This window comes from Clostridium sp., from assembly GCF_047718555.1.
In the GTDB taxonomy this organism is placed as follows: domain Bacteria; phylum Bacillota; class Clostridia; order Clostridiales; family Clostridiaceae; genus Clostridium_I.
In genome coordinates, this window is sequence record NZ_JBDNRK010000008.1 from 84,481 (window position 1) to 105,893 (window position 21,413).

The window sequence follows — 21,413 nt, forward strand, 5'->3', positions numbered from 1 at the left end:
AAAAAGTTTACCGTATATTATATGTATAGTCATAAATTTTTGCTTATCTACAAATACTTAAATTATATACTTGAAATTTTAATTTATTATAAAATTAATCAAATTATTAGTTGTATAACTACAATTAAGTTGTATACTGAAATTCTTTATAAACGTTGAAATTTAGTAACCTAATAAATGTTAAAAATACAACTCCACCTGTACTGAGAGTATAGGTGATTTTTTTACATACAATTATGATGTGTACTGAAACATTAATATATTGAATAAATATGCATAATTAATTTATATTATGAAATATAAAATCTTGGATAGCTAATATGCGCACTATAAAATCCTTTTATTTAACATTTGATTGCATTTCTTTATGTACATTTAGGATAATGTTGGAACAGCCCTAAATGAATTAAATAATAGTTAATATGCTTAGAGAGTAATATATCGGGGCTTTTTACTTTTTTCAACAAATTTTGAAGGATAATTATAGATATTTGTTGAATTATTTATTCATAGATTTAAATTACATAATGTCTATAATGAGAAGATTAATAGTTAAGAATTTTATCAGGGTACTTTACATGCTTGATTTATTTTATTAGGAGTAGATATGACGTATTTGTAAGATATTGTGCATTAAATATATTCATTTGGAGGAATAATTATATGAATGAAACACTTAAAATTATAAAGGAAAGAAGAAGTGTAAGAGTTTTTAAGAATGAACAAATTAAAGATCAAGAATTACAAGCTGTTTTAGAAGCTGGATTGTATGCACCAAGTGCCTTAAATGAGCAGTCTTGGCACTTTACTGTTATACAAAATAGTAAAGTACTTCAAAAATTTACTCAAGTTGCAAAAGCTGCTTTAGCTAAATCACATATTGTCCAGTTAAGAAGTATGGCAAACAATGATAAATATAAAGCATTTTATAATGCTCCTACAGCTATAATTATATCTGGTAATATGAATGCATCTAATCCTCAAGCTGATACTTGTGCAGCTACTGAAAATATGCTAATTGCAGCAAAATCTCTTGGACTAGCTACTTGTTGGATAGGTAGTATGCCATTTATATTTGGAAATGGTGAAAATATAGAGCTAAAAAAAGAACTTAAAATACCAGAAGGATATAATCCAATAAACTCTATTGCTATAGGATATGCTGCTTCTGAAGCTCCTAAATCTCCTGCGAGGAAAGAGAATAAAATAACTATAATAAAATAATTTTTTATTTTACAATTTTCTATTATCTTAAATTAAGTAATGATTATTACACTTAATTTAAGATAATATTCCGGTGTGAATCAAGGATCATTTGAATTATGTTCGGAGGAAGTTTTTTATGGATATATCTTTAATCAAAGCCAAATTAAAAGATGCAAAGACTATTCATCACATGCAAATTAAAGCATTCATGCCATTATTGGAAAGATATAAAGATTTTGAAATAAATCCTGCAAATGAACCAATAGAAAAAGTGTTTGGTAGAATCAATCAGCCATCTACAGATTACTATATTGTCAAAAGTGATGGCATTGTTGTTGGTGGGATTAGAATAATAAAAAAAGATGATAAAGTCTATCGTGTAAGCCCTATTTTTATCTTACCAGAGTACCAAGAAAAAGGGATTGCACAAAAAGTTTTTCAAATTATTGAACAGATATATTATGATGCAATAAAGTGGGAATTAAGTACTATACTACAGGAAAAAGGAAATTGTTATTTATATGAGAAATTGGGTTATGAAAAAACTGGAAAAATGCAAATTATAAATAGCAATATGACATTAGTATTCTATGAAAAATATTTTGCTAAATAAATATAAAAAGAGTTGACAAATACAAACGTTTACATTACAATAAAAGCATGAAGAAGATATAAAAAGACTTCTTCTAGCAACCCTAATTGGGGTATGGCAACGATTCGTGTAAAAAAGACCTCCTAGAATATTACAACTAAAAGTAAGACAATTATAAGGAAGTTTATAATTCTAGCCTTACTTTTAGTTATTGAGCTATATATGAAGGACATTATAATTTATTTCTTCTGGCTTTCTATCTATATCTAATTCATATTTTCCAAACCTATTTATATGTTGCGTAATATATGGACTTAAGGATGATAGCATACTCTCTGTAAGTTCATAACCTTCATCTACATATTCATTTAAAATTAAGCTGATTGAATAGACGTTGTAAAATATTAAACAATTTGCTATGAGATGATTATATTTAATGATTTTACGCTGCTCAAGTCTATTATTTTCTTTTATTTCATTTCCACCAAAAGAAATCCATTTTGCAAATCCGTTAAATGCTTCGCTTTTATTTGTTGTTGATTGAATTGTTGATCTTAAATCTTCATCACGAAGACATTGCATTAAAAAACCAGTACGTATAACTCTTCCTAACTCTCGAAATGCAAGATACAATTTATTCTTTCTACTATAATTACTAAGTCTACGCAAAATTGCAGATGCAGTAATTTTACCGGCTTTTATTGAAAGAATAACTCTCAACATATCGGGTAAAAATGTTTTTATAAGCTCCCAATCTATAGTATCAGAAAATAAATCGTTTATATGTTTATAAACTTTAGTCGAATCTGGACGGTAAAATTTTAAATCCTTCCAATTTCTAATACGGGGCATAAGATTAATCCCAAGAAGATACGAAAATGCAAATACAGGAGAATTTTGGCCTTGGGTATCAGCGTGAATAGTGTCAGGTCTAATATCTGATTCATTTTTTAAAAGACCATCAAGTATATATACTGCTTCCCATACACCACATGGAATAAAATGACTAAATAATGCTATGTATGTATCTGAAACATGATAATATCCAATTCCACCATAACCACCATAGCGTATATGGTACTCAGATAAAAGATTTTCTTCATATATATCCCACTTTGTGCCATCAGCAGCGACTCTATTGCCAGATCCCCAATACTTAGGAAGCGTAAACCAATTATATGAATTTACAACTAATTTAATAGCTGAATTTAGTTTATCTTCATCAATATGTCTTTGATTAATCCACGCTACTTGCTTTCGATTTAAGTTGTCAAGAGAACTTGCTGTTTGAGTTGGTCCTAGGTTGCATCCATAGCAAAAGGTTGTGGTCAAATACCTTTCAATAGGATTTTCTATTTTCCCTTCATATCCTGAAGCAGGTCTAAAAAATCTAGTCCAATTCAACCAATATTCTGTGTCAGCAAGCATATCTAATATATTTTTAGAGACTAGGTGATCAGCAATATATGTTTCTAAAAATTTTAATTTACTAGGTTCTTTTTTCTTCTTTAATTTATGTAAAATTGGCTCTCCATTTTTAATTTCTAGGTATTGATTCGTTGGAAAGGATTTATCTGTTTTATTAATTTCAGATTGTAACCAATTTTTTGTATATTTTATAAATTCATCACTTTTTAAAGGAAGTCCAACTTGTTCACTATATAAGTCAATAGAATTATTATATTCTTCCCAGCTAATTAACTGATTACGATAATCAGAGAAATTATTACTTCCCTCCACATACAAATCTCCAGACTTTAAGTCAATCATAATTTGAGAAAATAAACATAATTCAAAATGTCTTCTATTAATTTTTTCTGTACAGGATGATTTTTTATTTTGTCCGGTAACAAACTTCCACCATGAATCAGGTATCCATGTAATATCTAAAAGCTCTATCCGTTGTTCATTTTCCTTCCCTTTATTTGCAATTTTAATTATATCTATAAAATCTCTATTTGCTATTTTATTATTTACAATAAAATTAATTGATTTCTCTAAGGATGTATTTTGAGTAGTCGAATAAATTTTTACGGTTTTGAGTATATTAATAAAAGCTAGCCTATGAGATTTATAAAATTTCCACATAAAAGGAAAGTTATTATTTGATAATGTTGCTAGATGTGCTTCACAATTATTTAAAACATTTTCAGCATCATCACCTATTATTGTGTCAATAGCAGCTAATCGTTGGTTAGGATTTTCATTCGTCTTATAAGCTATAACAATATCTTTGAGTTTAGATATTAATTCGTCTGACTTTTTTATACTTTCAAGTTGGGATTTTTCAAGTTCTTGTTTAGCTTTTCTATTAATATTCATCATTTTTTTAATAAACATTTCTACTAAGTCATCTACAACTGTATTTGATTGCACAAATAGTAATGAAACTACAAGTGCATACCTCTTTTTTGATTCCATAGATTTTAATCTGGCTGAATCTAACGTCCTTGCTTCATTTGCAAATTGCTGTATCTTAATATCTGGAATTTTCTTTAAAGCTAAAGCACACACATTTTTTTTAGATAACCATTCAATACGATTTATCATTTCCTTTATATTGTTGACAGTTGGCTTTCCTGGTTCTACTTTAATATAATTCCATTCTGTAAAATTTTTTTCAAAATCAACCTCAAATAATTTATCTAGATTATTACGTTCGTTTTCACCTATAAGGTTATAAATTTCATTATAATAGTCATTATAGATTTTTACCTTAATATTATTTACTAGCCGTACTAATGTATTAAAAGCAGGAAGTTCAAAGTTATGACGAACTAGTTCTTCAACCGATATATTTATTAAGTCACACACATCATCTTTTACTTTGGCAACTTCTGTAATTGTGTTAATAACTAACGCTTTCCCTGTTTCATCAAAGCGATTAATATTTAGGTATCTTCGAATATTGTTCATGTGTCTTTTTCTACTATTTGTATTATCATATTTTAAAAGTTCTTCTTGATTTACACCTACATCTAAAACAGAGGATATATGATTTACAATCACTGCAGGAATTTGTGATATAAATGGAAAATAACCTAGTCGGCCAAAAACTTTTAACATTACAGTAACCCAAAGTTTTGAGGTATCACTTTGAGTTATTGAATCAACAAAATTTATTTCTTGGAGCATTGGAGAAAATATTTTATTCAAATCTTTTTGAGTAATATTACTTTTTAGTCTTGGATATGCTGTTTCTGATATGTCTGGCAAAAAAATACCTCCTTTTAATCTTTTGTATTTTTAGTATCATTATCTTAAATATATATTATTTTTGAATGTTACACAACAGAGTTTTGTAACATTCAGAATGGCTCAACAATGGGGATTAAAAGAGATTATATAAATATAGTGTTATTGAATGTTACATAATTATAAAATATAATATTAATGTGTAACATTATCTTTAATGTAATTTATACAATATGATTCAAGGAGAAATAAAAATGAACTCAGTAGAACCAATAAGAGATATTAAAACAATTAAAAATATGAGAGCTATTTTAAAGAGTCAATCAACTAGAAATGAATTACTTTTTATACTTGGTATAAATGTTGGATTGAGAATCAGTGATATATTAACATTGAAGCTTTCAGATTTATTAAAACCTAATATGAAAAATGTAAAAAATTATGTAACAATTACTGAAAAGAAAACCGGTAAAACTAAAAAATTTTATATTGGGGATATAGTTGTTAAATTGATACAGACTTATCTAAAGGCATATCCTGAATCAGACCTAAATTGTTATGTATTTAGAAGTCGCAAAGGTGCTAATTCACATATAACTAGGCAGCAGGCATACAGAATATTAAATAACGCAGCTGAATCCATAGGTCTTATTGAAAGAGATGAAAATACTAATATCATAATATCAGGAGAAATTGGAACACATACTTTGCGAAAGACCTTTGGGTATCATGCATATCAAAATGGTACATCTTTAGAATTGCTTATGGATATATTCAATCACTCCTCAAAATCTCAAACTTTAAGGTATATAGGAATTACCGAGGATCAGAAGAAAGAAGTTTATTTACAATCTAATTTAGGATAGTTTATATACACATTAATATATAAGAATTTATTTTAAATCATGGTAAAAATGATATTATTATCTATATACTTACATCGCAATTGTAGGATTAGACGTACTAGCTCAAAAGGTAGTGCGGCTTTTTTTATTCCTACTTTGCCCCTGGTTACAGCTGCTGGTATTACCCCTATATATAAATTAATTATTTTTGTAAAAAACTATTTCCTAAAATTATATTATATGTAATTATATATATATAATAGATTTTTAATAGCCATAAATTAAAAATTTCAAATGTAAAATCATCATCAGATTTATTGAAATTACTTTGCACTTAATATCACAGATACCGGTCTTATATCCGATATCATTCTTTTCACTATTAAATTTGTATAGAATAATAAAAAGAATGATAAATTTAATATAAGATACCTAGATGGAAAGGGTGATTTATCTTGAAAAAGTTTTTACAAATATCAATACTTTTAATAATACTTATATTAGGTAACGGATGTGAAAAACTACATTCCACCAAGAATAGCGTAAGTACAGATAGCTGGGCTTATGAAAAAATGATTACTCTAAATAAAATAAATTATGTTGTTACATCTGAACAAATTGAAAAAGTCGATAGTAAACTAGGAGAAGTTAAACATTACTCAACTAATGAAAAAGATTTTGATCCAAATAATTTTTCAAATTACTTTAAAGTTGGAACTGGATTATACAAGATTCCTAATATTAACACAAAAGATGCAATTGCAGTTGAAATTGAGAAAAATAAATTTGTTAAAGCATCTAATGCACAATTAATTAAATAAATAGTAAAGGAACATCTTTACTAATAAAGAATGTTCCTTTACTATTTATAACAATTATTTTACACTAATTTTCTTTAACAAATTTTCTTTTGATATGTCTGAATTTAAATTTTTATAATTTCCTGATGTCTCATCTTTCAGGAAAATACTTTCATCCTCATTAATTAAGTAATAGCTATTTGCAGGACCTTTTTTTAAGAAAAGAATAACTTTATTATTTTTTTTAAGAGGAGTTACATCTTTTGAAAGTATCTGTACTTCGTCATCTTGTCCACCTAATTGACTTACTGTAATTTGGTTATTAGTTATAGCGGAATCACCTTTTAATACTTTATCTATTTTCAAATCAGAATCTAAATGATAATTTTTATAATCTCCCTTAGTTGCAAATTTAGTTCCATGTTCTTTAATAACTTGTCCCTCTACAACTAAATCTGCAGCTTTGGCCATGTCATTAGTAGTAACATATTTTATAGCCCAGGTAGGATCAGCTACTATAAACTTATCATACTTAGGATTTCCCTTTTCTTTGATAACCATATTTGCTTCACCTAATGAGCTGCTTGTACTACTACCCGCTATTATTGGACCATAAATACTATTTATAGTATTTATATCAGGAGACTGAGGAGTATTGTATGTACGAGCTAAAGATCCATCACTGTAAAAGGTATAAGGATACATTACAGAAGATGTTGAACTATTATGTCCTAGTCCAATGGAATGTCCCATTTCATGAGTAGATATACCATTAACTATATAGTCAGTATATCTATCTTGACCAGTATAATAAGTATTTACATAAGCGTTTACTGCTGTAAAATATCCTGAGGAATCTATAGAATAATACGTAATACCATCCCAGCCAACACCAGAATTATATGTATTACTACAATGAAATGCTGTACTCGATGACGTTCCTAGTGCAACATGCGTTGAGTTGTTCCAGTTTGACGCCGCAGTACTCCAAACATTTTGATAATAGGAATTAGTTCCGTCGTTTGAATAGCCAATTAAACCAGTTGGCCATTTTCCTCCAATAAGTGGAGTGTCAGCATATACATATACTGTTGAAGTAAATAACAAAATGAAGATTAACATTGAAGCTGATACTAAATTAGTAATTTTCTTTTTTAACATCATAATAACATCTCCCTCTGTAATTTTTAAACAAATCATTCTATAGATAGAATACACTATATTTTATGTATAATTTGTAGAAATTTGTTATATATAAATATTTTTTTAAATAGGGAAATATGATTGCCCCTGGTTGCAGATATGTTCCCATTATCCCAATTTATTCCCACTTTTCTTATATTGTTCATCAACTAAAAAAGGCAGTACTGCCTTTTTTTATTCCTACTTATCCCCTGGTTATAGAACTGCTGGTATTACTCTTTAGTATTAATTACTATTGTAATATTCTAGGAGGTCTTTTTTGCACGAATCGTTGCCGTACCCCTAATTCATAAAAAGAGTAAGTAAAAAAATTTTTAAAAGCGTTAGGATATAGAAAATACAGAATACAAATATTAAGTATTTGATTTAAAGTATGACTATATAATAATGTTAGTACAGTTTAAAAGATTGAGAATATGGAAATGAAATATAATTAGCTTACTAGATATACTAGAGGCTAAGCTATATTGGAACACAAGATTTAGTGAAATTTATCTTAAAAATTATATTTAATTCAAGGCTTATGTACAGATGATTATAGTACAGTATCCTCGGGGCAAGGGGATTTCAAGCCTATAAAGAGTCTTAGAGTACGAACGCTTGGAAGTAGAAATCTCTTACTTCTATATGTCGGAGTAGTTCACAAGTTGTATAAATATAATTTAACAGATGTTAATTATTAAATCAAATGTGTTCAATAAAAATAATAGATTTTATAATGCGAGAAGCATATAAAAATCAAAAAAAGGTGATGAATATTCAAATAATATCAGAAAATTTAAATGAATTAGGTGTTGCTTAACCACCAATTAGTTTATATATAATATATAACTAATTGGTGGTTTGATTTTTTGTGGTTGTTAATCTGGAGTTTATTTATAGTTTTAAATCTGCTTTCTTAAGCAGATCAAGTAAATTAGTCATAGGCCAAGGTCTCATAATTTAAGTTTTTATTTTTGATAAGTTCATATCATTTTTTATAACTGAATCTTTCATAGTAGTATTAATAACACCGTTTTAAAGCAATACCCTGAATCAGATCTAAACATTAGTATTAGGCACATTCAAATAAATAACTAGTCAGTATGCTAGGCTATTTTAAATCCTACTGCGTCAACAGAACCCTCAGATAGCTCACTATCCTCAGAACCTGTTTCCTTGTAGATTTCAAAATATCCGTCGCATCTTTGACTTACTATTTATTTTCATATTCCTTAATTAAATTTTAAATTATAACTTGACTTAAAGTATACTTTAAGTGGTATGTTTTTAAATAAGGGAGGTATTGCTATGGCAGAATTTGAAATAAGCGAAGTGTCAAAATTAATAAAATTAAAAACACATACTCTCAGGTACTATGAAAGTATAGGATTAATCACAAGTATAAAAAGAAACTCATCTGGAAAAAGAATTTATAGTGAAGAAGATATAAAATGGCTTCAAGTTATAAATAGACTTAGAGAAACTGGAATGACTATAGAGAAAATGAAAGAATACGCTCAATTAAGAAAGATGGGAGATTCAACTATTACAGAAAGAAAAAATATTATGAAAGAACATTTAGCATTAATTGAAGATAAAATTAAAGAGTTATTAAAATCACGAGATTATGTTGCAAAAAAAATTAAGATTTATACTGAAATGGAGGAAAAGATTAATGGAAGATAGATTAAAACGAGGATATATAAAATTGCGTGAGGTAGATGGGAGTGCTGGTAAAGATGTAGAAAATAGTTTGAATGATATATTTCCAGACTTAGTTAAGTATATGATTGAGTACGTTTGGGGTGATATATACTCAAGAAATATATTGGATCTAAAATCAAAAGAAATGGCTGTAGCTGCGGCATTAACAGCAATGGGAAATGCTGAGCCCCAATTAAAGGTTCACATAAATGGAGCATTAAATGTTGGTTGTACAATTAATGAAATTAAAGAAATAATACTTCAAATGTCTGCATACTCTGGTTTTCCAGCATGTATAAATGCAATGAACGCGTTAAAGAATGTGTTAAAGGAACGTGAAAAGCAAGGAATAAAAGATTGTATAGGCGATGAACCAACAAATAAAATTTCGCCTATGGAAAGATATGAAGTTGGTGTAAAAGAACTTTCTGAATTAGACAGTAAGCAGGTAAATTTTCTTGAAGAAACTTATAATGATTTTTCACCGGACTTAGTTAAATTTATAGTATGTGGTCAAGCAGATATTACAGCAAGAAATAATTTAAATAAAAAATATAGGGAAATTTCTACAATTTCAGCTTTAGCGGCTTTAGGTACTGCTCAGCCACAATTAAAATTTCATATTAATGCAGGACTTAATATAGGATTAACAGCTGATGAAATTAAAGAAATTATGCTTTTAACTACTGTTTATTCAGGTTTCCCAAAAGCTATAAATGGAACAAATATTTTAAAAGAAGTTTTAAAAGAAAGAAACGAATAATTTTATTTAAATACAGTTAAATTATTATTTTAGTAATAAATTTGAAGATAGACATAATATAAAGGGAGCTGCAAAATGAAAAATAATATAAAATCTAATAGAATTAACTCTAATCATTCTAATTATCTTCCAATGCCAGGATTACTTGCCCTGGCTATGACAGGATTTACAGCCATTATGACAGAAACACTTCCAGCAGGTTTGTTACCACAGATAAGCAAAGGGCTCAAAGTATCAGAAACTCTTGCAGGTCAGTTGGTTACCTTATATGCTATTGGCTCATTAGTAGCCGCTATTCCATTAGTTGTTGTCACTCAAAGGTGGAGACGTCGCCCACTTCTTCTTATATCTATTTGTGGTTTCCTTATTTTTAACAGTATCACAGCATTATCATCTAATTATATATTGACACTAATTGCACGCTTCCTTGCAGGAGTATCTGCTGGTGTTTCATGGGGAATGATTCCTGGATATGCTCGACGCATGGTCTCAGATCAGCTTAAAGGACGAGGTCTAGCTATAGCAATGATAGGTATACCAATTGCCTTAACTTTTGGTGTACCTCTGGGAACCTTTTTAGGCAATATTATTGGATGGCGCTATATATTTGGATTCATGGCAATGCTTAATCTTACATTGATAGTATGGGTAATTTTAAAAGTACCTGATTACCCAGGACAGGCCACTAAATCTTCCATATCTGTCTTAAGTATATTTACTACTACAGGAGTACGCCCTATACTGTTTGTTATTATGACTTGGATACTGGCTCATAATATTATTTATACATATATAGTCCCATTTCTTACATCATTGGGTATGAGCAATCATATTGATTTGGCATTACTTATTTTTGGTATTTCAGCCTTTGTAAGTATATGGCTCGTAGGTTTATTGATTGATCGTTGGTTACGTATGTTAGTTTTAATTAGTATAGCTGTTTTTGCATTGGATTCAATTGTATTTGGCATGGCTAGTAATAATTTTATGGTTATATATATATGTACTGCTATTTGGGGATTAACATTTGGTGGTTCATCAACATTGTTAAGTACAGCACTTGCTGAGACCGTTGTAGATGAAGGCGTGGATATAGCTATGTCAATAAGCACCACTGTATGGAACTTAGCTATAGCAGGTGGCAGTTTGGCAGGAGGAATACTTCTTAAAAATGTTGGTGCTGCTTCATTTACAAAGGTACTGTTTATATTGTTAATTTTCGCACTAATTGTATCATATATGTCAAAAAAGCATGGATTTACTCAATAAAAACATAAATCTAATAACTTTTTATCTGGATAAAAAAATCAAAATATAACTACTTTATAGTATCGATATATTTTATTCAATAACTAAAAAGGCATCATTGCCTTTTTTATGATTATTACAAACACTTAACTTTTACTAAACTAATTTTATTCATATATTTTTTTACATCTCTTAAGCCTTCTACTATTTCATTTCTTGAAAAGTTACATTTAGCAAGTTTATCATCACTCCATAAATTTAGTTTTTTATAAAATGATAAAGCTATTTGTAGATTGAAGGGTGATTTACATATTTCGATATGTTCAAATATCATATTTTCAGCTTCATTAATTTTCCCAGCATTTATATAATTATTGAGCATAATTGATAATAAATCATTTTCCGAAATTGTTACATTACCATTTTGTTCATTAACCAAACTATCCATAGCATTTTTCCCTGAAAAAATGGTAACCAATAGTTGTGTACTTGATTTTATTAATTTCATTATATAATCACTTTCATTCATATACAAATCACTCCCCATTATCTAGAAATATAAAACATTGGTATAAGAAATTATAATTAGTTGTAATAGCATGTATTTTTATAAATAACATATAAAAATTAAATATAAGTAATATACTGTATATTATATCATCTTGAATGAAGTTTTCAAATTGGTGTATATATTGTTTTTCTATTTTAAAGATAGTAGCCACATAACTGTAATGTTATGATACTAAAGAATATATTGCAATTTACTTTTTTGTCCATAATATGGTATGATTTTTTTATAAATAATTAGTATTGATTTGTAGGTAAATGCGAAGAAAAAAAGTATATAAAGTAGGTGAATAACGTGATATGTAAAGAGTGCTATAGTAAAAATTCAAGAATAACGCCACTCTTAAATCCAGAACAATGTTTAGAAAATCATACTCAATATATATAATCTCTCTGCCTCATTAGGTATCAAAATATCCTCATATTGAGCCATTAATTCAATATCACCACTTCTGATTGCTTCTCTCATTTTTTTAGTAAGAGCAAGGTCTTTTTTTGTAGTTTCATTAATTGTATGCTCATCTATTTTTTCGTGACCATTATAAATTGCATTGGCTTGAGTAAATGTAAAAAGTTTAATTGCAAAGTCCATAATACCTTGAGAGTGTTCATAGAATAAATCAATCAGTTTATCCGATAAAGGTACTTTTTCTTTAGTCCATTGATATTGCCATAGGGCTGTCATAAAGGTTTGCCATTCGTTTTTATCAGTTATTCTATCCCAAAGTATAAATCCATTACCACCTATCCTTCTAGGTTCTCTAATATTATCTTGAAGAACTTGATATGCTTTATTTGTTCCAATTACAAGAATGGGAACTTGAATTGTATTTATTATTTCAACAAGGAAATCTAGCAATTCTTTGGTTTTGGACTGGGTTTTTACAAGATGCTGGATTTCATCTATCACAATAAGTCCAATGTTTTCATTTATAGCAGCATTAGGCATATTCTGAACCATAGTTCCGCGTCTTTCTCCACCAAAATTTTTAAAATATTGAGCATTATCTATAATTTCATCAAGTTTATTGAAAAAGGCATTGCATAGAGATTTTATTGTTCCATCTGTAGGGCATTCTAGTTTAATATAAGATATTTGCTTTTCTATTAATGAGTGACCGTTATATTCAGTATGTTTTACAAATTGCGGAAAGAGATTTAGTATTTTATTAGTGGAGACAGTCTTTCCGCTGCCGCTAATACCAAATATACATAAGCCACTGGAAGTAGTATATATATTGTCATCAATATCCTCATCTATATAAAATTTACTAATATCAACATCACGATTAAAGTATTTTCGTCTTATATTACATTTTCTTCTTACATTCTCAGGGCTGAATGGGTTTTTATCTTTATAACCATCTGTAAGAGCCGTGTAAATTTTATTATATAGTTCAACATGTTCATTGTTAGGTATAAAAAATTGCTTTAACCTACTTAGAAGTTGTATTCTTTGACTTTTTGATAATTCTCTTTCTTCATCGCTATATTTAATAGGTGAATATAACTTTCTATATAGTTCAGTTGGCTCAAGAAGGGGAGGTAGAGCTTCAATAAAAGGGTTTCCCTCATAATCTGGTAAAGAAGGGGTGGTATATACAGCATTCATTCTACGTTTATATTTATCCATGGTTTTCATCTGCTTTCAGTCTTATTTATTCTGGTCTTCCAAATATAATATTTTGTAGTAAAACATTCATTTCATCATTATGCTTTTGCACATGCTCTTCATAGGTCATTTCATCATCATTTTTTGAAATATTAGAATTATTTGATGCTTTACTTTTATATTTGTCTAAGTTTACAATAGGTGCATCATTACTTCGCTTTTGAGGATCAAGGTCAAAGTATTCTTCTTTTCTTATAATTGTTTTTTCAATCTTTTTATTTACAGGTATATTTTTCAATTTGTTTTTTGATGAATTTTCCACCATTTTTGATTGGTTTACAGCATTATCAATAATATCTTTCATCTGATGATGAGAATTTATTTGCACTGAGATATTCTCTGTATTATTTAATTTTTTTAATCTTGACTCTGTACTTCTTATTTTTATTAGTTCATCAAGGGATATATCTTTGCAATCTTTAAGACTTTTTTCGAGCATAGTACAGGTTTCAAATTGCATTGTCTTTTTATCATAAATATAAATCTTGTTTAGGTTTCTTGGATCATAAGCTATATCTACTTGTTTTGGAACATTTGAAATCCTTAAAAACCAATTTTCACGTATTCCAGTTTCAGATGTATAGTATAATCCTTTAAAATTAATTCCACCTCTTTGAACAGCTGCTTTAGCTTTAGGCATTAAGGTAAGCATCATTTTTTCTTTAGGTACACTGCTTGTAAACAGAAGCTTCATTGAAAAAAATCACTATTTATTTTTTAAATTATAAATAGTGATTTCATATTTTTTTATTTGAACATTAATAAATAAATATTCAATTTCTAGTAAAGCTGAAAGATGTATGGGCAAAGGTCAAAGCTGTATCAGTAAAGTTGAAAGTTGTATTAGTAAAGGTCAAAGTTGTATTTCTACTATTATCAATAATGGTTAATTGAAATTTTAGCTGCAGCCTGTAGTGGTTCCGCAATCCATGCAAACCATACATGTTCCGTTTCTTGCCATTCTTGTAGAAGAACAGTTTGGGCAAGTGGCGTCGTAAACTCTTTCTAAATTAGCTTCATTTTTGTCTGCTGCTTCATACTGGTCAGGAGCCACCTGGCAGCTGGAAAAATCGTTCAATTCTATATCAATTACTTTACTTATAAGGTCCGAAATAGATGTAACATATTTTATATATGGATGCTTTTGTACAAAACCATAAGGCTCATATTTTTGTCCTTTAAGCATTCTAGATATATCCTTTGGGGGAACATGATATTGAAGCATAACTGAAATTGATTTAGACAGAGAATTTAAAAGTCCTGTAATAATAGTTCCTTCTCTATCTGTTGTTATATAAATTTCACATATTTCTCCATTCTCGTTTCTATTAACCGTAGTATAAATTTTAACATCAGCTATTTGAGCTGGATGAGTGGTTCCATATCTTATTCCTACAGGTTTAACTCTATTAGCCTTTGAAGATGTATTTTTAGACTGTAATGATTTAACTTTAGTTACAAGAGCATCATAAGTCATGTTTTCTAAATCTAAATTGCTATTGTCATCTAAACTTGTATTTAATGGTTGACTTGCTTTAGAGGAATCTCTATAAAGAGTTATTCCCTTGATGCCAAGTTCCCAGGATTTAAGAACTACATTTTTAAAGTCTTCAACAGCAGCATCCTTAGGAAGATTAACTGTTTTAGAAATAGAGCCGGAAATTAAAGGAATAATTGAGGCTACCATAAGCACATGTCCCATAGGTGAAATATATCTTTTACCGCTGCCACATTTATTAGCACAATCAAATATAGCCAGATGCTCTCTTTTTAAATGTGGAGCACCTTCTATTTTGCCGTCTGCTAGTTTTTCATATTGAAGATCTCCGTCTTTAACAGTTTCCGTTCTTAAGATATAGTCCATTATATCTTGTATTTCATTCTCGCTATAGTCTAAATTCTTAAGTGAAGTTTTTATTACAGGATTTATTATGGTCATATAGCCCCCGCCAGATAGTTTTTTATAAATAACGTGGCTAAAGAAGGGTTCTATGGAGGTAGAACCACAATCCATGGCAAAGGAAATAGTACCAGTTGGAGCAATTACTGAAACTTGAGCATTCCTATATCCAAATTTTTCCCCGTACTCAATAGCTTTTTTAAAGCTTTCTTTTAACAGATTACTTATATCTTCCAGATTTTCATCAAGCAATAATTTATGATTTATCCTAACTGGATTGTAGTTAAGATTTTCGTAATCAGTATCTAATAAGCCAGCTGCTCTTGCATGATTCCTTATAACCCTTTTCATATAAGGCTTATTTATTTCATATTTCTGAAAGCATCCAATTTTAGCAGACATTAATGAAGAAACATAGTAAGAATGAGCAGTAAGTATTCCGGTTAAAGATGCCGCCAAAGTTCTAGCTTTATCAGAATCATAAGGATAGCCTTTAACCATAAGTAAGGATGCTAAATTTGAAATACCAAGGCCTGTAGTTCTAAACATAAAAGTTTTTCTAGCTACATCTTCTGTAGGAAATTGTCCCCAATGAATAGAAGCTTCCAATACAAGCTGAACTAAACCTATTACGTGGATATAACCCTCTAAATCAATGTAGTTTTTATCAATATCATAAAATTTAAATATATTGATAGAAGCAAGATTGCAGGAAGTATCGTCTAAAAAGGCATATTCTCCACAGGGATTTGTTGAGTTAATTCTGTTATAAGGTGCATTATATACACCATCTTCACCAGCAGGACAGGTATGCCAGGCATTTAATCTGTCGCCGAAAAGCGGAGCAGGATCAGCACATTTCCAGGCAGATTCATTAAATATATTCCATAAATTCTGTACCTTTACATTTGTATTTACAGAATCATCAGTTCTGCCTGTCAATTCTATTGTTTCATCAGGATTTTTATCTAAGTTTTTAACTTTATTCATAAATTCGTCTGAAAATAGCACAGAGTTATTTCCATTTTGACCTGATACAGTTTCATAAGCCTCGCCTTCAAAACTCATATCATATCCCATTTTACCAAGAGCTCTCACTTTATCTTCTTCTTTTGCTTTCCAGCTAATGTAGTCCAGTATTTCAGGGTGATCAATATTAAGGCAGAGCATTTTTGCAGCCCTTCTTGTAGTACCGCCGGATTTTATAGCCCCGGCATTTCTATCTAATCCTCTTAAAAAGCTCATAAGACCAGAAGAAACGCCGCCACCAGATAATTTTTCACCTTTTGCCCTTATAGTTGAAAAATTTGTTCCAGTACCAGAACCTCCCTTAAATAATTTTGTCTCTGTAACATATTGATCAGATATGGAATGGGAGCCTAGAAGTTTATCAGCTATGGAGATTATAAAACAAGCTGAGGCTTGAGTTCTTGTATAATTATCTTCTGCAACAGCAACTTTTTTTGAATTCTCATCATAATAATAATTTTCCTGCTGCTGACCTTTAATATTATAGGAAAGAGCAAGGCCTGTATTAAACCATTGAGGTGAATTTGGAGCAAACATTTGATTTAAAAAGGCATAAACCATTTCATCATAGAAAATGGTTTCTTCTTCTTCCGTTTCTATTAATCCTTCATCTTTTAAAGCCTTGCACCAAAAATTTACTAATCTGTGAGCAATCATTTTAAGACTATTTTCACAATAGGGAGCCTTGGGAATTCCTGCTTTTCTAAAATATTTTGATGCTATTATGTCACAGGAATTTTGAGAATAATTAATTGGGAATTCAAGATTTTTCATATCAACTAAAACTTTGCCTGTTTTATAGTCTTTCATAAAAACATCTACTTTTTTCCATTGAAATAAATCATATACACTTTTATCCTTATGTATATCCAGTTCTTTAGTGTAAACTCTTTTAATTATGCTTTTTATGCTGTTCATGTATTTCCTCCATTTAAGACATATTAAAGGAATAATTATTACTTATTCCAAATTGCCATAATTCTATATATAGTATTGTATGCATAAACATATCACTACATGTGGTATATTATATTATTATTTTAAATAATTTTCAAATACTTAGTAATTCAATTTTAGTGAAAATAATTTAATTATCTCTATTATAATGCATTATAATAATTAATTGTTAATAATTAATATTAATAAACAAGGAATAATTTGCATAAAACCATTGACAAATAAAATAAAATTATATATTATTAAAACTGTACTAAACAGGTATACTTTTAAAAGTAGGTGTGAGAAAATGAATATCACTCAAGAAAGTGATTATGCAATAAGGGCAGTACTTATACTGGCAAAAAATTCAGAAAAATATATTTTAGATGCTAAGACTATATGTGAATTTGGAAATATACCCTTAAGATTTTTATTAAAGCTTTTAAGAAAACTTATTAAAAGTGGAATAATTAAATCTTACAGAGGGGTAAATGGTGGCTATTCTCTTGCAAAAGCACCCATAGATATAAATTTGAGAGATATTATAGAATCTATTGAAGGACCTATAACTATAAATAGATGTCTATATGATAAAGATACCTGCTCTGCAGGTAAGGGTGACAACTGTGCCATTCATGCTGCTCTATATAATGTTCAATCAAAAATGATTAGTGAATTAGAAAAAGTAAATTTTGAAGATTTGAAAAGAAATAAATGGTAATTTCTAAACATAAGTTTTGTTTTACACAAAAGTATACCAAATAAGTATACTTTTATAATTATAAAATAAATAGTAAATATAAAATAATTTTTGGGTTTTGAGGAGGAATTGGAATGTCAATGTGTAAATCAGCAGATTGTAAGTTATGTGAATTTTTAGAGTCTAAGGAGGATTTGGAAACATCCTTCAACAGAGTGGAACAACAAAAAAATAAATGTAAGTTTGGTACAGATGGTGTTTGCTGTAAGTTGTGTTCAAATGGTCCATGCAGAATAACACCTAAATCACCTAGAGGCGTCTGTGGAGCCGATGCTGATACAATAGTAGCAAGAAATTTCTTAAGAGCTGTTGCAGCTGGTTCAGGTTGCTATGTCCATGTAGTTGAAAATACTGCCTGGAATTTATTGAATATAGCTAAAGGCCAAGGTGATTTAAAAATAAAGAGTCCTGAAACTCTAAATCAATTAGCAGAAGCTTTTGGCATTGAAGAAGAGGATTTAAATAAAAAGGCTATAAAGGTTGCCGAAACAGTATTAAATGATTTATATAAACCTAAATTTCAAAAGATGGAGCTTGTTAAAAAACTTGCCTATGGGCCAAGAATTGAAAATTGGGAAAAGAATGGAATATTACCAGGTGGAGCAAAGTCAGAAGTATTTGATGCAGTAGTTAAAACTTCAACAAATCTTAACAGTGATCCTGTAGACATGCTTTTAAATGCCTTAACACTTGGAGTATCAACAGGTATTTATGGACTTATGCTTACAAATTTATTAAATGATGTAATTCTTGGTGCTCCAAAGATAAGAGCAGCAAAAGTTGGTTTCAGGGTTATAGATGAAGATTATATAAATATTATGGTAACAGGTCATCAGCATTCAGATATTGCTCATCTTCAAGATAGGCTTATAGCTGAAGATGTAAAAAAGAAGGCTCAAGCAGTAGGTGCAAAGGGTTTTAGATTAGTTGGCTGTACTTGTGTTGGACAGGATTTACAATTAAGAGGAGAACACTATTCAGAAGTATTCCCAGGACATGCAGGAAATAATTATACAAGTGAGGCTGTTCTTGCTACTGGTGGAATTGATCTTTTAGTTTCTGAATTTAATTGTACTATACCAGGTCTTGAAGATGTAGCCGAAAAATATAAAGTTAAAAGTATATGTATAGATGATGTGGCTAAAAAGAAGAATGCAGATTATATTCCATTCAGTATAAATGATGCAGAAAAAATAAGCGACACATTGATAGAAGAAGCATTAAATAGCTATAAAGAGAGAAGAGGATCAATAAACATAGATATTCCAAAGGATCACGGTCATGATGATGTAATTACAGGAGTAAGTGAAGGATCTTTAAAGGAGTTTTTAGGTGGAACCTTTGAACCACTTATAAAACTTATAGCAGAGGGCAAAATAAAGGGTGTAGCAGGAGTTGTAGGGTGTTCTAATCTTACTGCAAAAGGACATGATGTATTCACTGTAGAACTTACTAAAGAATTAATAAAGAGAAATATTATAGTTTTATCTGCTGGTTGTTCTTCAGGTGGACTTGAAAATGTAGGGCTTATGTCACCAAAGGCTGCAGAACTTGCAGGAGATAGTCTTAAGGAAGTATGCAAGGCACTTGGTATTCCACCTGTACTTAATTTTGGACCTTGTCTTGCTATAGGCAGACTTGAGATGGTAGCTGTAGAGCTTGCAAAAGTATTAAATATTGATATACCACAGCTTCCACTAGTACTTTCAGCACCGCAATGGCTTGAAGAACAGGCTTTAGCAGATGCAGCCTTTGGTTTAACTTTAGGTCTTCCACTGCACGTAGCAATTTCTCCATTTATAGATGGAAGTTCTACAGTTACAAAAGTACTTAAAGAAGATTTAGTTAATATTACTGGCGGAAAGCTAATAGTTCAAGAGGATGTTATTAAGGCTGCTGATGAACTGGAAGCTATCATAGAAGAAAGAAGAAAAAGTTTAAATATTTAATTTCAATTATGGTATAATAATATATAGATAAACTATTTTAGGTGTTATTTGTTAATAATGGAAAATTTAAAGCTGAATTTTAATGTAATATCTAAAATTACTTAAGGTTTATCTGTCATATGGGAGGTGACAGTTTATGGAAAATAATGCAAGTAAGGAGATTATGGATAAACTTACTAAGACTTGTATTTGCAAGAGTATACCTAGAGCTGTTATAAAAGGCGCCATTAGGAATGGAGCTAAAACTGTAGAAGAAGTACAAAAGTTAACTGGGGCAGGTTCTGGCGGTTGTAAAGGGAGACGATGTACCCCAAGAATACAAATGTTATTGGATAGTAAAGAATAGGATGTAATATTTAGGGATATTTTAAATTATTGATTTCAGTATTGTTTTGTGAAGGATAATAATTTAAAATATCCTTTTTATTACATAGCATAGGTTTTGGATATAAGGATGGTGATTTTATGATATATAATTTTAAAAATTATGAGCCTAAAATACATGAAAATGTTTTTGTTGCAAAAAGTGCAGATGTTATAGGTAATGTATCTATTGAAAAAAACTGTAGTATTTGGTTTGGGGTAGTAATAAGAGGAGATATGAATAAAATAACTATTGGAGAGGGAACCAATATCCAGGATAATTCTATACTTCATATAAGTAAAGAAGAAAATCCTCTTGAAATTGGTGATTTTGTTACAGTAGGTCACGGAGCAATACTTCATGGTTGTAAGATTGGAAATAATTCATTGATTGGTATGGGTTCTACAATACTAGATAATGCTGAAATAGGAGAATTTACAATAGTAGGAGCAGGTAGTTTAATTACAAAAAACAAAAAAATACCTGATGGAGTACTATGCATGGGGAGGCCTGCCAAGGTTATAAGAAATCTTACAGATGAGGAAAAAGAAAGCATAAAATTAAATGCCCAGGAATATATAGAGATCAGTAAAAATTATCAATGAATTAAAAAATTGTCCCGTAATGCATAAATGTGTATTGCGGGACAATGGATTTTTTATACAGTAATCTTAAATAATTAGTTAACAACCTGG

General features: G+C 29.4%; 17 protein-coding genes. 11 read left to right on the forward strand and 6 right to left on the reverse strand.

What is annotated here, in order from left to right; all coding sequences use genetic code 11:
- Positions 1-663: 663 nt before the first annotated feature.
- Together ABF633_RS05335 and ABF633_RS05340 are read left to right on the forward strand one after the other, a co-directional pair.
- Entirely contained in the window at positions 664-1,224 is a 561-nt protein-coding gene (locus ABF633_RS05335) for a nitroreductase family protein (protein WP_415522610.1), read from the forward strand.
- A 118-nt stretch (positions 1,225-1,342) separates the two neighbouring features.
- A complete protein-coding gene (locus ABF633_RS05340) occupies positions 1,343-1,819 on the forward strand; it encodes a GNAT family N-acetyltransferase (protein WP_415522611.1) in 477 nt (158 codons plus the stop codon).
- A 195-nt stretch (positions 1,820-2,014) separates the two neighbouring features.
- Here ABF633_RS05340 and ABF633_RS05345 read toward each other — a convergent pair whose 3' ends face one another.
- The gene (locus ABF633_RS05345; protein WP_415522612.1) at positions 2,015-5,014 is read right to left on the reverse strand and encodes a Tn3 family transposase; all 3,000 of its coding nucleotides are present in this window, start codon (positions 5,012-5,014) and stop codon (positions 2,015-2,017) included.
- A gap of 233 nt (positions 5,015-5,247) precedes the next feature.
- On the opposite strand from ABF633_RS05345, the gene ABF633_RS05350 reads away from it, so the two are divergent.
- Entirely contained in the window at positions 5,248-5,859 is a 612-nt protein-coding gene (locus ABF633_RS05350; protein ID WP_415522613.1) for a tyrosine-type recombinase/integrase, read from the forward strand.
- Between the two features lie 434 nt (positions 5,860-6,293).
- Complete coding sequence (locus ABF633_RS05355; protein ID WP_415522614.1) at positions 6,294-6,659, forward strand: hypothetical protein; 366 nt, start codon at positions 6,294-6,296, stop codon at positions 6,657-6,659.
- Positions 6,660-6,713: 54 nt separating this feature from the next.
- On the opposite strand, the gene ABF633_RS05360 is transcribed toward ABF633_RS05355, so the two are convergent.
- Complete coding sequence (locus ABF633_RS05360; RefSeq protein ID WP_415522615.1) at positions 6,714-7,802, reverse strand: matrixin family metalloprotease; 1,089 nt, start codon at positions 7,800-7,802, stop codon at positions 6,714-6,716.
- A 1,329-nt stretch (positions 7,803-9,131) separates the two neighbouring features.
- Here ABF633_RS05360 and ABF633_RS05365 point away from each other — a divergent pair.
- The 3 genes from ABF633_RS05365 (at position 9,132) to ABF633_RS05375 (ending at position 11,559) form a co-directional block, all read left to right on the forward strand.
- Positions 9,132-9,509 (forward strand): MerR family transcriptional regulator, encoded by a 378-nt coding sequence (locus tag ABF633_RS05365; RefSeq protein WP_415522616.1) that lies wholly within the window; start codon positions 9,132-9,134, stop codon positions 9,507-9,509.
- Positions 9,499-10,290, forward strand: coding sequence for a carboxymuconolactone decarboxylase family protein (locus ABF633_RS05370; protein WP_415522617.1), 792 nt, complete (start codon positions 9,499-9,501; stop codon positions 10,288-10,290). The genes ABF633_RS05365 and ABF633_RS05370 overlap by 11 nt, the downstream gene beginning before the upstream one ends.
- A 75-nt stretch (positions 10,291-10,365) precedes the next feature.
- Positions 10,366-11,559: an MFS transporter gene (locus ABF633_RS05375; protein WP_415522618.1), complete on the forward strand. Its 1,194-nt coding sequence runs from the start codon at positions 10,366-10,368 to the stop codon at positions 11,557-11,559.
- Between the two features lie 115 nt (positions 11,560-11,674).
- On the opposite strand, the gene ABF633_RS05380 is transcribed toward ABF633_RS05375, so the two are convergent.
- The 4 genes from ABF633_RS05380 to ABF633_RS05395 form a co-directional block, all read right to left on the reverse strand.
- Positions 11,675-12,067, reverse strand: coding sequence for a DUF6483 family protein (locus tag ABF633_RS05380; protein ID WP_415522619.1), 393 nt, complete (start codon positions 12,065-12,067; stop codon positions 11,675-11,677).
- A 399-nt stretch (positions 12,068-12,466) separates the two neighbouring features.
- On the reverse strand, positions 12,467-13,747 hold the full coding sequence (locus ABF633_RS05385; RefSeq protein ID WP_415522620.1) for an ATP-binding protein: 1,281 nt from the start codon (positions 13,745-13,747) through the stop codon (positions 12,467-12,469).
- 16 nt (positions 13,748-13,763) lie between these two features.
- The gene (locus ABF633_RS05390) at positions 13,764-14,471 is read right to left on the reverse strand and encodes a Mu transposase C-terminal domain-containing protein (protein WP_415522621.1); all 708 of its coding nucleotides are present in this window, start codon (positions 14,469-14,471) and stop codon (positions 13,764-13,766) included.
- A 204-nt stretch (positions 14,472-14,675) separates the two neighbouring features.
- Complete coding sequence (locus ABF633_RS05395) at positions 14,676-17,624, reverse strand: vitamin B12-dependent ribonucleotide reductase (protein ID WP_415522622.1); 2,949 nt, start codon at positions 17,622-17,624, stop codon at positions 14,676-14,678.
- Positions 17,625-17,952: 328 nt separating this feature from the next.
- On the opposite strand from ABF633_RS05395, the gene ABF633_RS05400 reads away from it, so the two are divergent.
- The 4 genes from ABF633_RS05400 to ABF633_RS05415 all read left to right on the forward strand — a co-directional run bounded on the left by ABF633_RS05400 (position 17,953) and on the right by ABF633_RS05415 (position 21,323).
- Positions 17,953-18,366 (forward strand): Rrf2 family transcriptional regulator, encoded by a 414-nt coding sequence (locus ABF633_RS05400; protein ID WP_415522623.1) that lies wholly within the window; start codon positions 17,953-17,955, stop codon positions 18,364-18,366.
- Positions 18,367-18,479: 113 nt separating this feature from the next.
- Positions 18,480-20,354, forward strand: coding sequence for an anaerobic carbon-monoxide dehydrogenase catalytic subunit (gene cooS / locus ABF633_RS05405; RefSeq protein ID WP_415522624.1), 1,875 nt, complete (start codon positions 18,480-18,482; stop codon positions 20,352-20,354).
- Between the two features lie 136 nt (positions 20,355-20,490).
- Positions 20,491-20,700 carry a (2Fe-2S)-binding protein gene (locus ABF633_RS05410; RefSeq protein ID WP_415522625.1) on the forward strand — a complete coding sequence of 70 codons (210 nt, stop codon included), beginning with the start codon at positions 20,491-20,493 and terminating at the stop codon, positions 20,698-20,700.
- A 119-nt stretch (positions 20,701-20,819) separates the two neighbouring features.
- The gene (locus ABF633_RS05415) at positions 20,820-21,323 is read left to right on the forward strand and encodes a gamma carbonic anhydrase family protein (RefSeq protein ID WP_415522626.1); all 504 of its coding nucleotides are present in this window, start codon (positions 20,820-20,822) and stop codon (positions 21,321-21,323) included.
- Positions 21,324-21,413: the final 90 nt, after the last annotated feature.